Origin of the sequence: Anaerorhabdus sp. (genome assembly GCF_036637135.1) — a bacterium.
Lineage (GTDB): Bacteria > Bacillota_I > Bacilli_A > Erysipelotrichales > Erysipelotrichaceae > Anaerorhabdus.
On record NZ_JAVWNC010000009.1, the window covers coordinates 1 to 18,010 of the forward strand.

Annotated in this window: 14 protein-coding genes and 1 tRNA gene; 1 reads left to right on the plus strand and 14 read right to left on the minus strand. The window is 33.4% G+C overall.

Annotated features, from left to right (window positions below):
• Positions 1 to 225 precede the first annotated feature (225 nt).
• The 10 genes from RR643_RS02735 to RR643_RS02780 all read right to left on the minus strand — a co-directional run bounded on the left by RR643_RS02735 (position 226) and on the right by RR643_RS02780 (position 9,276).
• The gene (locus RR643_RS02735) at positions 226 to 933 is read right to left on the minus strand and encodes a M23 family metallopeptidase (RefSeq protein ID WP_332482256.1); all 708 of its coding nucleotides are present in this window, start codon (positions 931 to 933) and stop codon (positions 226 to 228) included.
• 210 nt (positions 934 to 1,143) lie between these two features.
• Positions 1,144 to 2,109 (minus strand): virulence protein RhuM/Fic/DOC family protein, encoded by a 966-nt coding sequence (locus tag RR643_RS02740; protein WP_332475270.1) that lies wholly within the window; start codon positions 2,107 to 2,109, stop codon positions 1,144 to 1,146.
• A 108-nt stretch (positions 2,110 to 2,217) separates the two neighbouring features.
• Positions 2,218 to 2,293: transfer RNA gene (locus RR643_RS02745), tRNA-Thr, on the minus strand.
• Between the two features lie 37 nt (positions 2,294 to 2,330).
• Positions 2,331 to 2,729 (minus strand): PPC domain-containing DNA-binding protein, encoded by a 399-nt coding sequence (locus tag RR643_RS02750; RefSeq protein ID WP_332482257.1) that lies wholly within the window; start codon positions 2,727 to 2,729, stop codon positions 2,331 to 2,333.
• An 8-nt stretch (positions 2,730 to 2,737) separates the two neighbouring features.
• Complete coding sequence (locus tag RR643_RS02755; protein ID WP_332482258.1) at positions 2,738 to 3,670, minus strand: calcium/sodium antiporter; 933 nt, start codon at positions 3,668 to 3,670, stop codon at positions 2,738 to 2,740.
• A gap of 54 nt (positions 3,671 to 3,724) precedes the next feature.
• Entirely contained in the window at positions 3,725 to 4,423 is a 699-nt protein-coding gene (locus RR643_RS02760; RefSeq protein WP_332468595.1) for a CBS domain-containing protein, read from the minus strand.
• Positions 4,423 to 5,262: an HAD family hydrolase gene (locus tag RR643_RS02765; RefSeq protein WP_332482259.1), complete on the minus strand. Its 840-nt coding sequence runs from the start codon at positions 5,260 to 5,262 to the stop codon at positions 4,423 to 4,425. The genes RR643_RS02760 and RR643_RS02765 overlap by 1 nt, the downstream gene beginning before the upstream one ends.
• 54 nt (positions 5,263 to 5,316) lie before the next feature.
• Entirely contained in the window at positions 5,317 to 6,672 is a 1,356-nt protein-coding gene (pepV, locus tag RR643_RS02770; protein ID WP_332468593.1) for a dipeptidase PepV, read from the minus strand.
• A 55-nt stretch (positions 6,673 to 6,727) separates the two neighbouring features.
• A complete protein-coding gene (locus RR643_RS02775) occupies positions 6,728 to 7,480 on the minus strand; it encodes an exodeoxyribonuclease III (RefSeq protein WP_332482260.1) in 753 nt (250 codons plus the stop codon).
• Positions 7,477 to 9,276 (minus strand): aminopeptidase P family protein, encoded by a 1,800-nt coding sequence (locus tag RR643_RS02780; protein ID WP_332468591.1) that lies wholly within the window; start codon positions 9,274 to 9,276, stop codon positions 7,477 to 7,479. Before RR643_RS02780 ends, RR643_RS02775 begins: the two co-directional genes overlap by 4 nt.
• A 110-nt stretch (positions 9,277 to 9,386) precedes the next feature.
• Here RR643_RS02780 and RR643_RS02785 point away from each other — a divergent pair, with 110 nt between their 5' ends.
• Entirely contained in the window at positions 9,387 to 11,846 is a 2,460-nt protein-coding gene (locus RR643_RS02785; RefSeq protein WP_332482261.1) for a heavy metal translocating P-type ATPase, read from the plus strand.
• A 32-nt stretch (positions 11,847 to 11,878) separates the two neighbouring features.
• Here RR643_RS02785 and RR643_RS02790 read toward each other — a convergent pair whose 3' ends face one another.
• The 4 genes from RR643_RS02790 to kdpB all read right to left on the minus strand — a co-directional run bounded on the left by RR643_RS02790 (position 11,879) and on the right by kdpB (position 18,004).
• A complete protein-coding gene (locus tag RR643_RS02790; protein ID WP_332468589.1) occupies positions 11,879 to 12,571 on the minus strand; it encodes a response regulator transcription factor in 693 nt (230 codons plus the stop codon).
• Positions 12,564 to 15,251, minus strand: coding sequence for a sensor histidine kinase KdpD (locus tag RR643_RS02795; protein ID WP_332482262.1), 2,688 nt, complete (start codon positions 15,249 to 15,251; stop codon positions 12,564 to 12,566). Before RR643_RS02795 ends, RR643_RS02790 begins: the two co-directional genes overlap by 8 nt.
• A 61-nt stretch (positions 15,252 to 15,312) precedes the next feature.
• Positions 15,313 to 15,939 (minus strand): K(+)-transporting ATPase subunit C, encoded by a 627-nt coding sequence (locus RR643_RS02800; RefSeq protein ID WP_332482263.1) that lies wholly within the window; start codon positions 15,937 to 15,939, stop codon positions 15,313 to 15,315.
• Between the two features lie 13 nt (positions 15,940 to 15,952).
• On the minus strand, positions 15,953 to 18,004 hold the full coding sequence (gene kdpB, locus RR643_RS02805) for a potassium-transporting ATPase subunit KdpB (protein ID WP_332468586.1): 2,052 nt from the start codon (positions 18,002 to 18,004) through the stop codon (positions 15,953 to 15,955).
• Positions 18,005 to 18,010 lie beyond the last annotated feature (6 nt).

The window sequence follows — 18,010 nt, forward strand, 5'->3', positions numbered from 1 at the left end:
TCATGTATTTCAAAATAATATAAGCATTAAAAAAGCCTTAATTTAAAGGCTTAAGCATTGCGATATCTATCATGTTCTGTTTCTCTTATTGAATTGATAGTTGGGGATGCAAACAATATTTTATACTAATTTGAACTTGCATGAAGGCTATACTTATAATTTATGATAGATGATTATGAGTTATTTAAGAATATTATTCACTTGTTGTCCACGGCTTATTTGTATTTATGCTTGCGCTGACTTTTGCAAATCAGAAACAATTCGAACATCATAATTTTCATACCCTTTTTTCTTTATTACTCTTATGTTTTCAAATGTTATGGGAATTCCCATGGAAGTAAAAAAACCTATACCATCTTGCAAATGGAAATGAATATGTGGTTCAGAAGTATTCCCTGAATTCCCGCATTTTGCAACTACTTCACCACGATAAACCTTTTGCCCAATTTTAACCTCTATGCTTTGTGGTTTAAGATGTCCTAGAAATCCATATTCTTTCTCTGCATGTTTTATCAAAATAAAATTACCACGAATGTCTTTTGCCATCGCTTCCATACTTCCATTTATAAATGGTTTTTCATCATCGCAGATATTTCCAATAGATACAACTACACCATCAGCAGGAGCAAGAACATTCTTGTCATAACAAGCATATGACGTTAACTCGGCAACATTGCCTTGATTAGTTTTTCCATTATCATCCATAATAAGAAAATCATATGCATATCGTTGTGTAGGCACTCCCCAAGAATGTGAAAATTTTTTTTCACAGCCTCCATTTACAACAGTCCATTCACCATCAAATGGAAGTTGGTATTTAACTCTACTGTAATAATTATCACATGGCAACTTAAAACCATGTTTTATGTAGATATAAGGTATACACAAAATTTGTTTTATACCTTGAAAAACAACCTGTTTTGAAATTTTCATATTTTACTTCTCTTTCTCAAAATATAAATATTCTTTGGCAAAAGAATATCACATAAAACAATGAACATCAATTTTTTCTTTATTTTAATTTATTTCAAAAAAAAAATAAATGAAATAAAAAAGCCTTAATTTAAAGGCTTAAACGATATGATATCTATCGCGTTATACTTCTTTGGAACACCCAATGGGTTTTGAAGTCATATATTTATACTAATCCCTTGAAATCTGGATAAGTTCTTTTGAAAACGCTAATATATTGTCTCTTTCTTCAGGTTTAGATGATGCGATTAAAACAGTTAATGTAGCAAGTGTAGTATTAGTAATCCTTTGTCTATTATTCACAATCAATTGTCTATTCTTCATTAAGAAGTAAATAAAGATAGTTGCAGCTATTCTCTTATTTCCATCATAAAAACTATGGTTTTTTGTAATGAAGTAGAGTAAATTAACTGCTTTATCTTCAAGCGTTGGATAAAGTTCCACGCCACCATAACTTTGATAGATTTGGTTAATACTCGATTGAAAAGATTCATCTCTTTCTTTACCAAACAAATCTCCTCTTGCATCAAAGGGTGATTGTTCAATGACTTCCTTGCACTCTTCATATGATAATTGATAGATACATTCCGTTTCTTGATTCTTCTTTTCTAGAAGCACTTGATGATCATAGTCATCTAATAATTGTAGCCCTTGAGAATAGAGATTTAGTACACTTAATACCTCTGAGGCATCAAATCCTTTTACACCTTCCATCATATCTACTTGGATTTCTCGCATGCGTTCTAGTTGTTTTAGTCGTTTATCATTATAAACTACACCCTTCAATGTATATTCCTTGATAACTTTTGTTGCCCATTGCCTAAATTTCGTAGCTTTTTTTGAGTTGACTCTATATCCAACTGCAATAATTACATCTAAGTTATAAAACTGAATACTTCGTTTAACATTACGATTCCCTTCCATTTGAACTACCGAGAAAACCTCGGCAGTTGACTCTTCATCCAACTCATTATCATCAAATATATTTTTTAAATGTAAACTTATGTTATCTATTGTGCAATCAAATAAATAAGCAATATCTCTTTTTGCTAACCAAATCGTTTCATTACATTTATCAAGTTTTACTTTTACCAATAATTCTCCATCTTCAAAGATAGTAATACTATTTTCTTCCATTCATACTTCCTCCTACTTATTTATTAGTAGGAATAGTACAAATTCCTCAAATAATTACAGGAAGCACATAAAAACCTGTGTATTTAACACAGGTTCGTCCAATTTGTATGGTGCCGACTACAGGAGTTGAACCTGCGACCTATTCATTACGAATGAATTGCTCTACCAGCTGAGCTAAGTCGGCATGGAATAATTGTATTCCAAATTTTGATGATTTTCAATTACCGTTTATTAGTAATTACTAGTTCATCATATCCTGTAGACTCATCGAATTCACGACTAAATTCTACACTCTCAAGTTCTGCTAGAACAATCTCAGCTGTTGTATTTATTATAGTTCCTTCTAATAAATGACCACCTCTACATTTTCCTTCTAAATCACTTCCCGAAAAATGAATGTGTGCATGTCCATTTGCGATTGTACCTGTTAATGAGACAATCTCAAATTGTTTATTCCATTGCCGAATTGATTTTCCATCCGCAAGTCGTAAGCGTAACTGATTCACGCATCCTACACATGTGATAATTGCACATGCATTGATGTGATGTTCTATACAATAATTTTGAATTTCTTCCTTTAAATCATTACCATAAACCAATCGAAATGCGTGTTCTTTCATGTCCCCACCTAGTTTCTAACAATAATATAAGCCATGTATGTAATAAAAACTGCCAAGAAAATATAGCCATCTTTTTTATTTAGACGAAAATTTAGTTTTGCAACAAAGAAACATAACCCTGTCGCAAATAACATAACAACCAAATCAGTAATTAATGCCATCTCTACTGGTATTGGTGTAATGGTTGCGCTTAATCCTAGGATAAACAGAATATTGAAGATGTTTGATCCTACTATATTACCGATTGCAATATCCACGTTTCCTTTTCTTGCTGCTACTACTGAAGTTACTAATTCTGGTAATGATGTACCAATGGATACAATTGTTAGCCCTACTAATTTCTCTGATAACCCAACTGATAAAGCAATAGATTTAGCACTATTAACAACTAAGTCTCCACCAATAATAATACCTGCAATACCGCCGATAATTAATAATAAACTAATTGGGAAATTAAATGCTGGTTTTGCTACCTCAATTTTAGCACGATTGTTTAATGCATCAGTTATTAACCAAACGACATAGAATATAATTAATCCTAAAAAGATAATTCCTTCAATGCGATTGAGTGAAAATCCTGTTACCACAAACAAAACCATCAAACCTGAAATTATCAATAAAAAAGGAAATTCTTTTCTTACTATTGAGTGAGGTACTGGTACTTTTGTGATGATCGCAGTAATACCCAAAACAGCTAATAAGTTAAATATATTTGAGCCAATAACATTACTGATCGCAATGGCATTGGAATGATTCAACGCTGCTGTAAGAGAAACTGCTGCTTCTGGTGCACTTGTTCCAAAAGCGACAATGGTTAAACCAACTACTATTGTTGGTATTTTTAATAATGATGCAATTGAAGCAGCACCATCTACAAAGAAATCAGCACCCTTAATTAATGCTAGAAATCCGACAAGTAATAATAAAATTTGAATTAACATCCTAAACCACCTAACTATATGCCTAAGTATTTTATCATATTAAGCTAGAAATTGTTAGAAATATTCAAAGAGAATTGGTAAATCTTTTACGGTAATTATACCTATTGGTTTCTGCGTTTTGATACCTTCTTCAGTAATGATTATTGCGAGTACAAGTTGACCATTTTTCATACTCGTATTATAAATACGGATGACCTCATAAACACTCGCATTCTTTGATAAAAAGAATACCTTTTCATTCTCACTAATACCCTCATATATATCATGAACTTGATTTGCTTCAGTGCGATTTTCAAGTTTTGCACAAGCCCATTTTGCAATCGCTTCTACCGTAAGAATACCAATAATGCCTTTATCACTGTAAACTGGAATCTTCGATATATTATTTTCTTGCATTCTTTTTTGTACCAATAAAATTGGTTCTTCTAATGTACAGGTTAAAACTTTCTTTAAGAAATACTTGGATACAGGATGATATTCATCCAATAATTCAGCTATCTTTTCAATATCTTCAACTGTTTCCAAAGTAGGTTGTGCAATAATTTTACCTACTCCATCTCTTTGATGTACAATCGCATTTCTTAACTCTGCATATTCTTGAAGTTCTACTTCATATTTTTGTACAAATTTATTTTTGTAGCTTGCTTCTTGCATTAATTGATAAAACTTAACATATTTTGTTTTACCTGTAATTTGTTTTAGACTCTTTTCAATTGCTGCATAGGCAGATAAAAAGCGTTGAGCATTATCCATTAACGAACACCTTCCATCTTTTCTAATTCAATATCTGCTTTCATTTGTTTAAATATTTTTTCAACTAACTTCTCCATTTCTTTGCTACTTGAATAATCGGAGACAGACATGTAATTCGCTCTATTTTGTTCTATTAATGATTGTGCTAAGTCTTTTGTATCTTTCTTCTTTTTATTGTATACAACAATTGATTTACCACCATTCTCTTTAACCAACTTCATACATGGAACATCCGTTAATCCATCACCAATATAAATCATATGTTTAAATGGTATTGGTCGATCCTCTTCCTTCGTATATTGGTTTAAAGCCTTATCTTCATTTTCATCTAATATTTGTTTATTAATTCTAAAAATATATTGCGTTTTGGTTGTGTAGTTCACAACCAATGATGGCCATTTAGCAACTCCATTTTCGTCATAGTAGAACTTACATGCATATATTTTCTTAAACTTCTTCGCAATCGGTGTTCCTTCAATGACTTCAGTTAATCCAGAAGAGATGATGTAATGCTCAACATCCAAACCCAATCCTTTTCCTATCTCATTGATTCGATCAAACCAAGTTAAAACACCCGGGTAATATTCAATATCCTTACCTAAGTCTTTAAAGTCTTGTTTTCGTATTGATTTACTATTATCTTGTGACTTCTTAAGCATCATATACATATACGCTAAGATTGCATCCATTTTGTTTTCCTTTGCAATCGCAGTTACATCAGCCCAGAAAGCACTTGTTGTCTTATATCCAAGGGATGGTATAAATGTAAATTCTTGCATATCTCTTGGTGAAAGTGTCTTATCAAAATCATACATCAATGCTACTTTTACTTTTTTCATCATATCACCTTTTTCCTTCTTTTATTATAAAAGAAAAGCTATCAATAGTGATAGCTAATTATTCATTAATTTTATGATTGCATTAACATAAATTTCAGTTTGTACAACCAATGCTTCAATTGAGATAAATTCATTTGCATCATGAATATGATTATCTACATCTTGCATTTCACATCCAAACGCAATGCAGTTATTAATTCCTTTTGCATATGTTCCCCCACCCATAGTAAGTGGAATTGATTCCATATCACCTGTAACTTCTTGATATGCTTCAAGTAATTTAGTTACAAGAGGACTATCTATTGGAAAATAAAGTGGTTCATGTGTTTTTGTGATTTCAACATATCCGCCTTCAGTTTCAAGATTTGGCGTCATCTTTTCAAGTATTTGTTTTACAGTCATTGTCACTGGGAAACGAATATCGATTGTTCCACTAATCTTTCCTTCTTTTAATCCAATCACACCTACATTAAATGTAAGTTCTCCATATTCATCACTACATTTAGCACCCATTAGTGAACCATCAGTAGTTAAACCAATACGATCATTGTAGAAGTCCACAAATGCATCCTGATAACCTGCTTTTTTTAGACCTACTAACAAGTGACTAATTGCATTTTTACCAAGTGAAGGTGTGCTTGCATGTGCAGCAACCCCATGTGCTTCTATTGTGATTGTATCATTCTCATCTTTAAATGAATATTCAATGTCATTGTCATTAAAGTAATCTTCTAATACTTTTGTACTAAATGAATTCTTATCAATGGTAATTGTACATTTATTGCATACAACATTGGATGCTACCCCACCTTGAATATCATGAATCTTTGTTTCTTTACTATGGAATTGTCCACCAACCATTCCTTTTTCACCATGAACACCTGGGAAACATCCATCAGGTGTAAAGCCCATATCAATATGACCTTCTTTTTCAACATAGTGTTCAAGACACTTAGAACCGTTTTCTTCATTAGTACCCATAATCAAACGCACTCTTTTTGTAAGTGGTACATTTAATTCTTTTACGATTTGCATTGCAATCATCGATGCAACAACAGCACCTTTATCGTCTGTAGTTCCTCTACCATATGCTTTGCCATCTTTAATAACCATATCAAATGGATCTGTGTTCCAACCTTCTCCTGCAGGAACAACATCAAGATGCGCTAAGATACCGATTAAATCTTTACCTTCACCCATCTCAGCATACCCAATATAGTTATCCAAATTCACTGTTTTAAAACCATATGAATCAGCTATTTCTAATGCCTTATTTAAACAAGCAGCTGGCACTTTTCCAAATGGATAACCCTCTTCACTTGCTCCCATTGTTGAGTCATAACTTACTAATGTCTTTAAGTGTGTTAGTATCTCATCTAAGTGATTTTCAACTCTTCCTCTTACGTCCATAATTAAACCCTCTCTTTAGTTTTAATTAGTTTAACATGTTTCACTAATTACTACACTATAAATCGATCTCAAGCCCTACTGGACAATGATCTGACCCCAGTACTTGTGTATAAATCTTTGCATCCTTAATCTTCTCTTGTAACACTTTAGATATCACAAAATAATCAATTCTCCATCCAACATTCTTTTCACGAGAATTAAATCGATATGACCACCATGAATACTCAATTGTATCTGGGTATAAAGTACGATACGTATCAATGAATCCCGATTCAAGTAATGTTGTCATCTTTTCACGTTCTTCATCAGAGAAACCTGGATTTCTACGATTCGTTTTTGGATTTTTTAAATCGATCTCTTGGTGTGCAACATTGAGATCCCCACAATACACAACCGGTTTCTTCTTTTCAAGTTGGTTCAAATGATTTCTTAATTCATCTTCCCATTGCATACGATAATCTAAGCGTGCTAATTCTTCTTTTGAATTAGGTACATAAGCATTCACTAAATAGAAATTATCAAACTCCAGTGTTAAAACACGACCTTCATCATGAAAAATATCTTTACCAAAATCAGTTTGTATTGATATTGGTTCTTTCTTAGTAAATACCGCTGTTCCTGAATACCCTTTTCTTTCTGCACTGTGCCAATATTGAAAGTAACCCTCAAAATCTAATTCAATTTGATGAGGTTGTAACTTTGTTTCTTGTACACAAAAGATATCTGCATTCTCTTCTTGAAAGAAATCGATGAACCCTTTTGTAACGCAAGCTCTTAACCCATTTACATTCCAAGATATCAGTTTCATGCTTTTTTAATTTTTCTTGTTTGAATTTTCAACCAAGTCTTTTCTTTTGGTGTGCAATATGGGCTAACTTGTTTATAAACTTCTGCATGATATGCATTTAAGAATTCAATTTCATCATCATTCATTAATTCTGGTAACACTGCATCTAAATCAATTGGTGCAAGTGTGATTGTATCAAAATGCATGAATTGACCATATGTATTTTTCTTACCTTTTTGAGTTAGTAATTCATTTTCAATTCTTATTCCAAGTTTGTTTGGTAGATAGATTCCAGGTTCATCAGTAACGATCATACCTTCTTCTAACTTAACAACACCATAACCTGTACCTGTATTTGACCAACGGAACCCATGAGGTCCTTCATGAACGCCCAATACAAATCCTATACCATGGCCTGTACCACATTGATAATCTAAGTCTAAATCCCAAACTGGTCCTCTAGCAAGAATATCCAATGATGCTCCTGTACAACCATATAAGAAGTTAGCTTTACTCAAGCGAATCATACTTCTTAATACTGTTGTAAAGTATACTTTTTCATCTTGTGTTAATTTACCTAGTGCAATTGTACGTGTAATATCTGTTGTACCTTCATAATATTGTCCACCTGAGTCAACCAACAAGAAACCTTCATTCTTTAGCACTGCAAAATTCTTTTCAGTTGCTGAATAGTGCATCATTGCAGCATTTGGTCCATAAGCTACGATTGCACCAAAACTATCCTCAATGAAATTATCTTGAGCTTGACGTAATTCATGCAATTTAGCTGTTGCGCTTAATTCATCGATTTCAATCTTACCAATGTTATTTTTCAACCAATAAATAAATTTAGTTACAGCTGCACCATCTTTAACATGCGCAAATTTAGTATTTTTAATTTCTGTTTTATTTTTGATAGCACGATACATTACAACTGGACTATCTTCATCAATAATTGTACATGACTTATCAATTAACGATTTGTGATAAGCACTAATTGTAGAAGAACTTAATAATATTGTCTTATCTTTGTATGTAACTAATTCATCACCTAAATCATTATATCCACGAATTGATATTTTTGCTGCAGAGAACTTCTTACAAATATCGGCAGTAAGTTTCTTCTTATCAATAAATAAATTTACTTTATTTTTTGTCACAGTCGCAAAAGCTAATGCAACCGGAGTATCTTCAATATCAAAACCACGAAGATTTAATAACCACGCTACATCCTCCAATGATACAAGAACACATACATCCGCATTCTTTTCTTTCATTGCAGCTTGAAGACGTTTGATCTTATCTTCTGCTTTTACACCTGCATATTTTTCAGCTAATAAGAAACATGCTTCTGATGGTAATGCAGGACGATCAGTCCAAATTGGTTCTACTAAATCTTTATCTGTTTTTAGTGTTACCTTCTTACTTTCAAGACATTGTTGGAAGTTATTTGCAGTTTTTGCATTTACTACTCTTCCATCAAAACCTAAAACACCTTGATTCGGAATTTTCTTTTCAATGAATTCAATAAATGTTGGTACACCTTCTTGTCCCATCTTATATAGATCGATAGTACTTCCTTTTAATTGTTTTGCAGCTTGAACAAAATAACGTCCATCTGTCCATAATCCTGCTTCTTTCATAGTTACTACTAATGTTCCAGCAGAACCTGTGAATCCAGACATAAATTTTCTTGTTTTAAAATAATCTGATAAATATTCACTTTGATGATAATCTGCAGTTGGAATATAATATACATCAATTCCTTCTTGTTTCATTAAATCCCGTAATTTACTTAAGTTTTCTTTTACTGTCATATCCTTCACCTCATTATCCTATTGTACTCGTTTTGCGGGCATTTTTAAAGCAATAACATTGACTTTCTTGTACAATATATTTAATCTTATAACAGGGTTGAGGTGATAAAATGAAACAAACATTCAATATTACTGGTATGACTTGTACTGCATGTAGCAGTGCTATCGAAAAAAAACTTAACCATTTAGACGGGGTAACATCCTGCCAAGTGAATTTACTTGCGAATACAATGGTTGTAGAATACAACGATATAACTGAAAATGACATCATTCAAGCGGTTGAAGATGTCGGATATGGCGCAAGCATTCCTTCAGAGTCAGCACCAGCACCTAGTTATGACCAAATATCAGAAAAAATGAAGAAAAGGTTCATTTATTCAGCTATATTTACAGTTCCACTATTTTATATCGCAATGGGACATATGATGAATTGGCCACTTCCTTCAATATTAATGGATAATGCTTTATTAAATGCATTATTACAATTATTATTAACCATTCCTGTTTTAATACTCAATCGCGAATTTTTCATCCATGGTTTTAAATCATTGGTGAAAGGTAATCCAAACATGGATTCACTCATTGCGATTGGTTCTACAGCAGCTGTATTATACGGAATCTATGCCATCACTAAAATTGCAATTGGTGTACAAACACATGATATGGCATTAGTTCATGAATTCATTATGGATTTATACTTTGAAACAAGTGCTATGATTTTAACCTTAATTACTCTCGGTAAATATCTTGAAACAAAATCTAAGGGTAAAACTTCTGAAGCAATCTCAAAATTGATTGATTTAGCTCCTAAAACAGCTACTTTAATCAAGAATCACAAAGAAGTTGTAGTCCCTGTTGAAGATGTTCAACTTGGTGATATTATTTGTGTAAAACCTGGTCAACGTGTTCCAGTCGATGGTGTTATCACAAAAGGATACACAACCATCGATGAGTCTGCAATTACTGGTGAAAGTATTCCCTTAGAGAAATCAGTTCATTCTAAAGTTGTAGGTGCAACAATAAATAAATCCGGATACTTTGAATTTGAAGCTACAAAAGTTGGTCAAGACACAACACTTTCTCAAATTATTAAATTAGTTGAAGAAGCTGCGAACTCAAAAGCACCTATATCAAAAATGGCTGATAAAGTAAGTAGCATCTTTGTTCCAACTGTTATTGGTATCGCGATTGTATCTACAATCATCTGGCTACTTCTTGGTAAGTCATTAGAATTCTCATTAAGTATCGGTATCGCTGTTCTTGTTATATCTTGTCCATGTGCCCTTGGTTTAGCTACTCCGACTGCCATCATGGTTGGAACTGGTAAAGGTGCTGAAAACGGAATCTTAATTAAGTCTGCTGAAATTCTAGAAACAGCTGGTTCAATACAAGCAATCGTATTAGATAAAACGGGTACAATTACAGAAGGTAAACCGAAAGTAACTGATGTCATTGTGAACGAAAATATTAAAGAAAGTGAATTTTATTATATTGCCTACTCACTTGAAAAGAAGTCAGAACATCCATTAGCGCAAGCTGTTATTCAATATTTAAAAGATACGGAATTCAAAGAAATTGACTTTGATAATTTCAAATCAATTAGTGCTCGTGGGATTAACGCTGTTCTTAACGACACTCAATATTTCGCTGGAAATCTTGCTTTATTAGAAGAAAATGGTATTGATACAACTAAAATTAGACCTGCAGTTGAGAAGTTCGCTAAACAAGGTAAAACAGCCCTTTGTTTCGCTAATCAATCTGAGATCCTTGGTATTATCGCTGTTGCGGATGTGATTAAAGAAGATAGTATCAAAGCGATTAATAAATTACATGAAATGGGAATTGAAACTTTGATGTTGACAGGTGATAATCAAATTATCGCAGAAGCTGTATTTAAACAGCTAAATCTCAACAACTATGTTGCAGAAGTATTCCCAGAAGATAAACAAAACTACATTAAGAACCTTCAAGCAGAGGGTAAAGTTGTCGCAATGGTAGGTGATGGTATTAACGATGCACCTGCACTTGTAAGTGCTGATATTGGTATCGCAATTGGCGCAGGTACTGATGTCGCTATTGAATCTGCCGATATTGTTCTTACACGATCAAACTTATGGGATGTTATTACAACTATCCAATTAAGCAAAGCTACACTTAAAAACATCAAACAAAACTTATTCTGGGCTCTTATCTATAACTCAATCGGTATTCCACTCGCTGCTGGTTTATTCTATGGCATCTTGGGTTGGAAATTAAACCCGATGTTTGGAGCATTCGCAATGAGTTTTAGTTCAGTTAGCGTGGTTGCTAACGCATTACGTTTAAAAAACTTTAAAGGAGAAAAACCAACTATGAATATACAAAATACAAAAGTGATTCAAATCGAAGGAATGTCTTGTGGACATTGCCAAGCTAGAGTTGAAAAAGCGCTTAACGCTATCGACGGTGTTGAAGCAACTGTTAATTTAGAATCAAAATCAGCTACAGTAAAATTAACTAAAGAAGTAGCGAATGAAATTCTAAAAAAAGCTGTTGAAGATGCAGGATACGACGTTATCACAATCGATTAATTTAAAAAAGCATATCATTTGATGTGCTTTTCTTATACTCTGATCATACGATAGCCAACACCTACATGAGTTTGAATGTATTGAGGAGAATTTGTATTCTTCTCAATTTTTTTACGTAGTGTTGCCATAAATACACGGAGTGATGATACATCACTTTCTAATGTACTTCCCCATATTTCCTTTGTAATGTATGTATGCGTTAATACTTTACCTATATTTCTTGATAATAGACATAGTATCTTATATTCAATCGGTGTTAAATGCAATTCATCATCAGATAAATAGGCGCATCCTGCAGAATAATCAATACGCAATTCACCATTCGTAAATATCGCATCTTCTTGCTTAACATTTGTCCCCATGCGTCGCAACGTAACACGTAATCTAGCAAGTAACTCTTCGACTGAGAATGGTTTTGTAATGTAATCATCAGCGCCTGCATCAAGTGCTGTTATTTTATCTGTATCCTCGCTCCTTGCGCTAATCACGATGATAGGTACATTTGACCAGGTGCGTATTTTTTTAATGATATCTACACCATCCATATCAGGTAATCCTAAATCCAATAAAATGATATCCGGATTTTGACTTGATGCTTGTAATATTGCAGCTTCACCCGTAGCTGCCGTAATGTAACGATAATTGTGTGTTTGTAATGTTGTAGACATTAAGTTGCGTACAGCTGAATCATCTTCAACAACCAAAACAAATGGCTTATTATTCATGCACAACGACCTCCTCTAATGGTAAAGTACATCTAAATATAGTTCCTTGAGGTTTATTATCATGAACTGATATTTCTCCTCCATGAGCTGTAATAATTGATTTACATAAAGCTAATCCCAACCCCATACTTCTACGACTATCCACAATCTTTGACGTTCCTGTAAAGAACATATCAAAGATTTTAGCTTTTGCATCATCTGGAATACCAGGACCATTGTCACTGATTTCTAGAATGACATTGTCTTTCTTTTTCACATCAACCACAATTTCAGAACCATCTGGTGTATATTTAATAGCGTTGTCTACAATATTAATAATCACTTGAATAATTAATCTTGCATCCATCTTTACAAAGATAAATTCATCTGGATGGTGAACTGTAATTTTATGATGTCCTTTATTGCGATTCACATGGTTCATTGCTTCTGTAATCACTTCATCAATTAATTCTGAGGTACACTTCAAATTCATTGTACCATCTTCAATACGTGTAACAGATAATAAGTTTTCCACCAAGTTAATTAACCACAATGAATCATCATAGATATCCGTATAAAGCTTCTTCTTTGTTTCACTATCCATGGCATCTTCACTTGCTAATAAAATATTTGCACTTCCAGAAATGGATGTAAGTGGTGTTCTAAGATCATGGGATATAGCACGTAAGAGGTTTGCACGTAATTGTTCATTCTTCGCTAATACCGCTGCATCTTCTCTTTCCTTAATTGCGCGTTGACTTTCTAATGCTAAACCACATTCTCCCAATATCGATAAGAGAATATTGTTTTCAAACGATTCAAGCGCTTGATTGTTTAGTGCTATACCAATAACGCCATAAACATTATCATTAGCACGTATCGCTAGATATAGACAAGCTGCACTACCTAATGTATTTGTAGAAGCTCCTGCATGCTTATTATTTTTATAGACCCAAGCTGCAACTGCTTTTTCATTTTCAGTTACTAATGCACTTGTACTACCCAATCCCGATTTGAAAATCTGTGGTGGTTGTAATTCATCCTTATCCACCATGTAGATAACAATGTCTTTATCAAATAGTTTTACCAATTGATTCGCAGTAACAGATACTATCTCTTCTTTTTTGATTGCTTTTTGAAGTAATTGATTTGTTTCAAGAAGAATTTTTGTACGATATGCAGTTTGTGATGATTGTCTAGCATGTTGTTTCAACTTTACAGCCAAAGTACTTGTGATAAAGGCTGCAATAAACATGATCAAGAATGTTGCAGGATATCCAGAATCATAGGCTGAGAATGTAAATATTGGTTCAGTAAAGAAATAATTAAATGTTAATACACTGACAAAGGCTGATATTAAACTATATATTCTTTGTTTGGTAACAATAGATGTCAACAAAACACTTAAAATATAAATTGTAATAATATTTGCTTCTGAGAAATGCAATTGATAAAAGATTGTTCCAATGATTGTTGTGATGACAAGTAACGCTATACTCTTAAATACATCAGCTATATCAAAACTGACTTTCTCAAATTGTTTCTTCTTTGTTTTATAATATGGAACACCCTTTTCAGGAATAATATAGATATCCAAATTGGGTGCATTTTCTGTAAGTCGTTCACTTAACGTTGGTTTACTCCAATAGTATTTACGTTTCACACTACTTCTTCCAAGGACAATTTTTGATACCCCTGAAACACGTGCAAATTCTGCAATTTGTAATGGAACATCATCACCATAAACTAACTCAATTGTTGCGCCCAATTGTTGCGCTAGATGAATGTTAGCTCTTAGTTGTTTTCGGATATCATCACTTAATGATTGAAAATCGGATGTCTCTACAAATAACCCCGTAAATTTACCTCTAAATGCACTCGCCATTCTTGATGCTGTACGAATAATTTTAGGGTTTGTCGGTGAAGACGAAAGGCACACTAATATGTGCTCTTCGGTATAATATTCATTATTTTCAAGTTGTCTTACTTTCTCTGATATACGATTAATACGATCCGCACATCGGCGTAATGCAATCTCTCTTAGTGCTGTTAAGTTTTTGATATCAAAGAAATTCAATTGGGCACTTTGCGCTTGTGCCTTTTTATAAATCTTCCCATTGTTTAAACGTTCAAGTAATTCGTTAGGTTCAATATCCACAAGTTTGACTTGTGAGGCATTATCAAACACATCATCCGGTATCCGTTCACGCACAACGATACCTGTAATTGATTGAACCATATCATTTAAACTTTCAATGTGTTGAACATTGATAGTTGTATAAACATTAATACCCGCTCTTAATAACTCTTCAATGTCTTGATATCTCTTTGCATGTCGGCATCCTTCTGCATTGGAATGAGCTAATTCATCTACTAAAACCAAGGCTGGTTTTCTTAATATAGCTGAATCTAAATCAAATTCATTCAATATTAATCCACGATAATCAATAGCCTGTGTGGGTATCTGTTCAAGACCTTCAACCAAAGCTTGTGTTTCAACCCTTTGATGAGGTTCAACATACCCAATAACAACATCCACACCTTTATTTTTAAGTTCATGGGCTTCCTTTAACATCGCATAAGTTTTACCAACACCTGCTGCATAGCCAAAAAATATCTTTAGCTGCCCTGTAGGTTTGGCTGATTCAACTTCTGTGATTCTTCTAAGTACATCATTTGGATTCATTCTTAGCTCATCCATATTTTATCTCCCATGCCTTGTGAATAAAGTAATTATAACGCATTAAATCATTTCTTACTATTTACTTTAATAATCCCATTTCTTTAGCGATTTCTAAGTTAACTTTTATTACATTCACATATTTTTCTCCAAAAATACCTAATACTTTATCAGTTGTATTGTGTTCTACAATTTGATTCAAAGTATCCATGGATAAACCCGATGCTTCAGCTACTGATGCAAGTTGAATCTTTGCGGATTCTACTGAGATATGTGGATCTAAACCTGAACCTGATGCAGTCAATAAATCAGTAGGTATTTGATCCATTGCTACAGTTGGATTACTTGCTAAGAAGTCTTGGATATCTTGTTCAACACGTTTAGCTAATTCCGGATTAGTAGGAGCATAGTTATTTGAACCTGACGATACTCCTGCATAATCTCCATTGTCTTTTTCTTCTTGTGTATATGTGTTGTAGTTAACTGCAGATGGTCTACATTTTAAGAAGTAAGGTTCATTAAAATCTTGTCCCATTAATTCTGTACCTACAACCTCACCATTCACTTCAATCAAACTTCCATTTGCTTGTTTAGGAAAAATGACTTGTGCAATTCCTGTAAGAACAAGTGGATAAATAAGTCCACATATTACAAGGAATGAAATTGTAAGTAAACATACCCTTTTAAATCCATGAAATAAATCTTTCATTGTCTTTCTCCTTTTATAAACCAATCATCGTTAATAATGGATGAATAATAATATCAATAACTTTAATTGCTATGAATGGTGTAATAACGCCACCAACACCATAAATCAATAAGTTACGAATCAACATCTTGTTACTTGACATTGGACGATATTTAACACCCTTCATTGCAAGTGGTATTAAGCATGGAATAATAATAGCATTGAAGATAAGCGCAGATAGAATAGCACTTAGTGGTGACGCTAATTGCATAATATTAAGCACTGCAAGTTGAGGAATTGCAACCATGAACATTGCAGGAATAATTGCGAAATATTTTGCGATATCATTTGCAATTGAGAATGTAGTTAAACTACCACGAGTAATTAACATTTGTTTACCAATCTCAACAACTTCTAGAATCTTGGTTGGATCTGAATCCAAATCAACCATGTTGGCAGCTTCCTTAGCAGCGGTTGTACCACTGTTCATCGCAAGACCTACATTTGCTTGAGCAAGTGCTGGTGCATCATTTGTACCATCTCCTGTCATCGCAACAATTTTACCTTTGTCTTGTTCCGCTTTAATAACTGCAATTTTGTCTTCTGGTTTACATTCCGCAACAAAGTCATCAACTCCTGCTTCACCTGCAATTGTTGCAGCAGTAAGTGGGTTATCACCTGTACACATAATTGTTTTAATACCAATAGCACGTAAACGTTCAAATCTTTCTCTCATTCCAGGTTTAACAGTATCTTTTAAATAAATAACACCCAGAATTTTATTGTCTGCACATACGGTTAATGGTGTCCCACCAAGGTAAGCAACATCATCAACATGTTTCTTTAGATCACTTGGAATCTTACCGCCTAAGTCGATAACATAATGACTAATTGCATCACTTGCACCCTTACGGATTTTGACTCCATTACTTAAGTTTACACCACTCATTCTTGTTTGAGCGGAGAATTCTAGGATTTCATTAGCTTCTACTTTAGGAACTTCAAATCCTAATTTCTTTCCTAAATCAACAGTTGATTTACCCTCTGGTGTTTCATCAAATAGAGATGAAATCATTGCAGTTTCAACTAATTCATCTAAATCAATTCCTTCAACTGGTAGAAATTCTGCAGCCAAACGATTTCCAAAAGTAATTGTTCCTGTTTTATCAAGAATCATCGTATCAACATCACCACAAACTTCTACTGCTTTACCAGACATAGCGATGACATTGAAGCGAGTTACACGGTCCATACCCGCAATACCAATTGCTGATAATAATCCACCAATTGTTGTAGGAATTAAACATACAGTTAACGCAATCAATGTTGATATTGGTAATGTTACACCACTGTATTTACCAATTGGATATAAAGTCACAATTACAATTAAGAAAATAATCGTAAGTGAAACTAATAATGTATTTAATGCAATTTCATTAGGCGTTTTCTTTCTTGAAGCACCTTCTACTAAAGCAATCATACGATCAAGGAAACTATTCCCAGGATCTGATGTAATTCTAATCTTTAAATAATCACTAACTACCGTAGTTCCTCCTGTAACACTACAGAAATCCCCACCACTTTCTCTTACAACAGGTGCAGATTCACCAGTAATTGCAGATTCATCAACGCTAGCGACACCTTCGATTACTTCACCATCATTTGGAATTAATTCACCCACCGATACGATGACAACATCACCTTTTCTAAGTTCACTTGAACTTACTATTGTTTCATTCCCGCTATCATCTAACAAACGAGCCTTTGTATCTTTTTGTGTTTTCTTTAATGTTGCAGCTTGTGCTTTGCCACGCCCCTCTGCAACTGCTTCAGCAAAGTTTGCGAAGAGTACTGTGACAAACAAAACAACGCTAACTATCATGTTATAAGTTTGTAAGTTATTTTGATCTTTACCAAAAATATCTGGGAAGATTGATAACACTAAAGTAATGACAAATCCTACTTCGACTACAAACATAACAGGATTCTTGATCATATACATCGGATTCAATTTGATAAATGCACCTTTAATTGAATCAATTAATATTTCTTTTGTAATAAATTTACTTTTCTTAGTTTGTTTCATATTTTA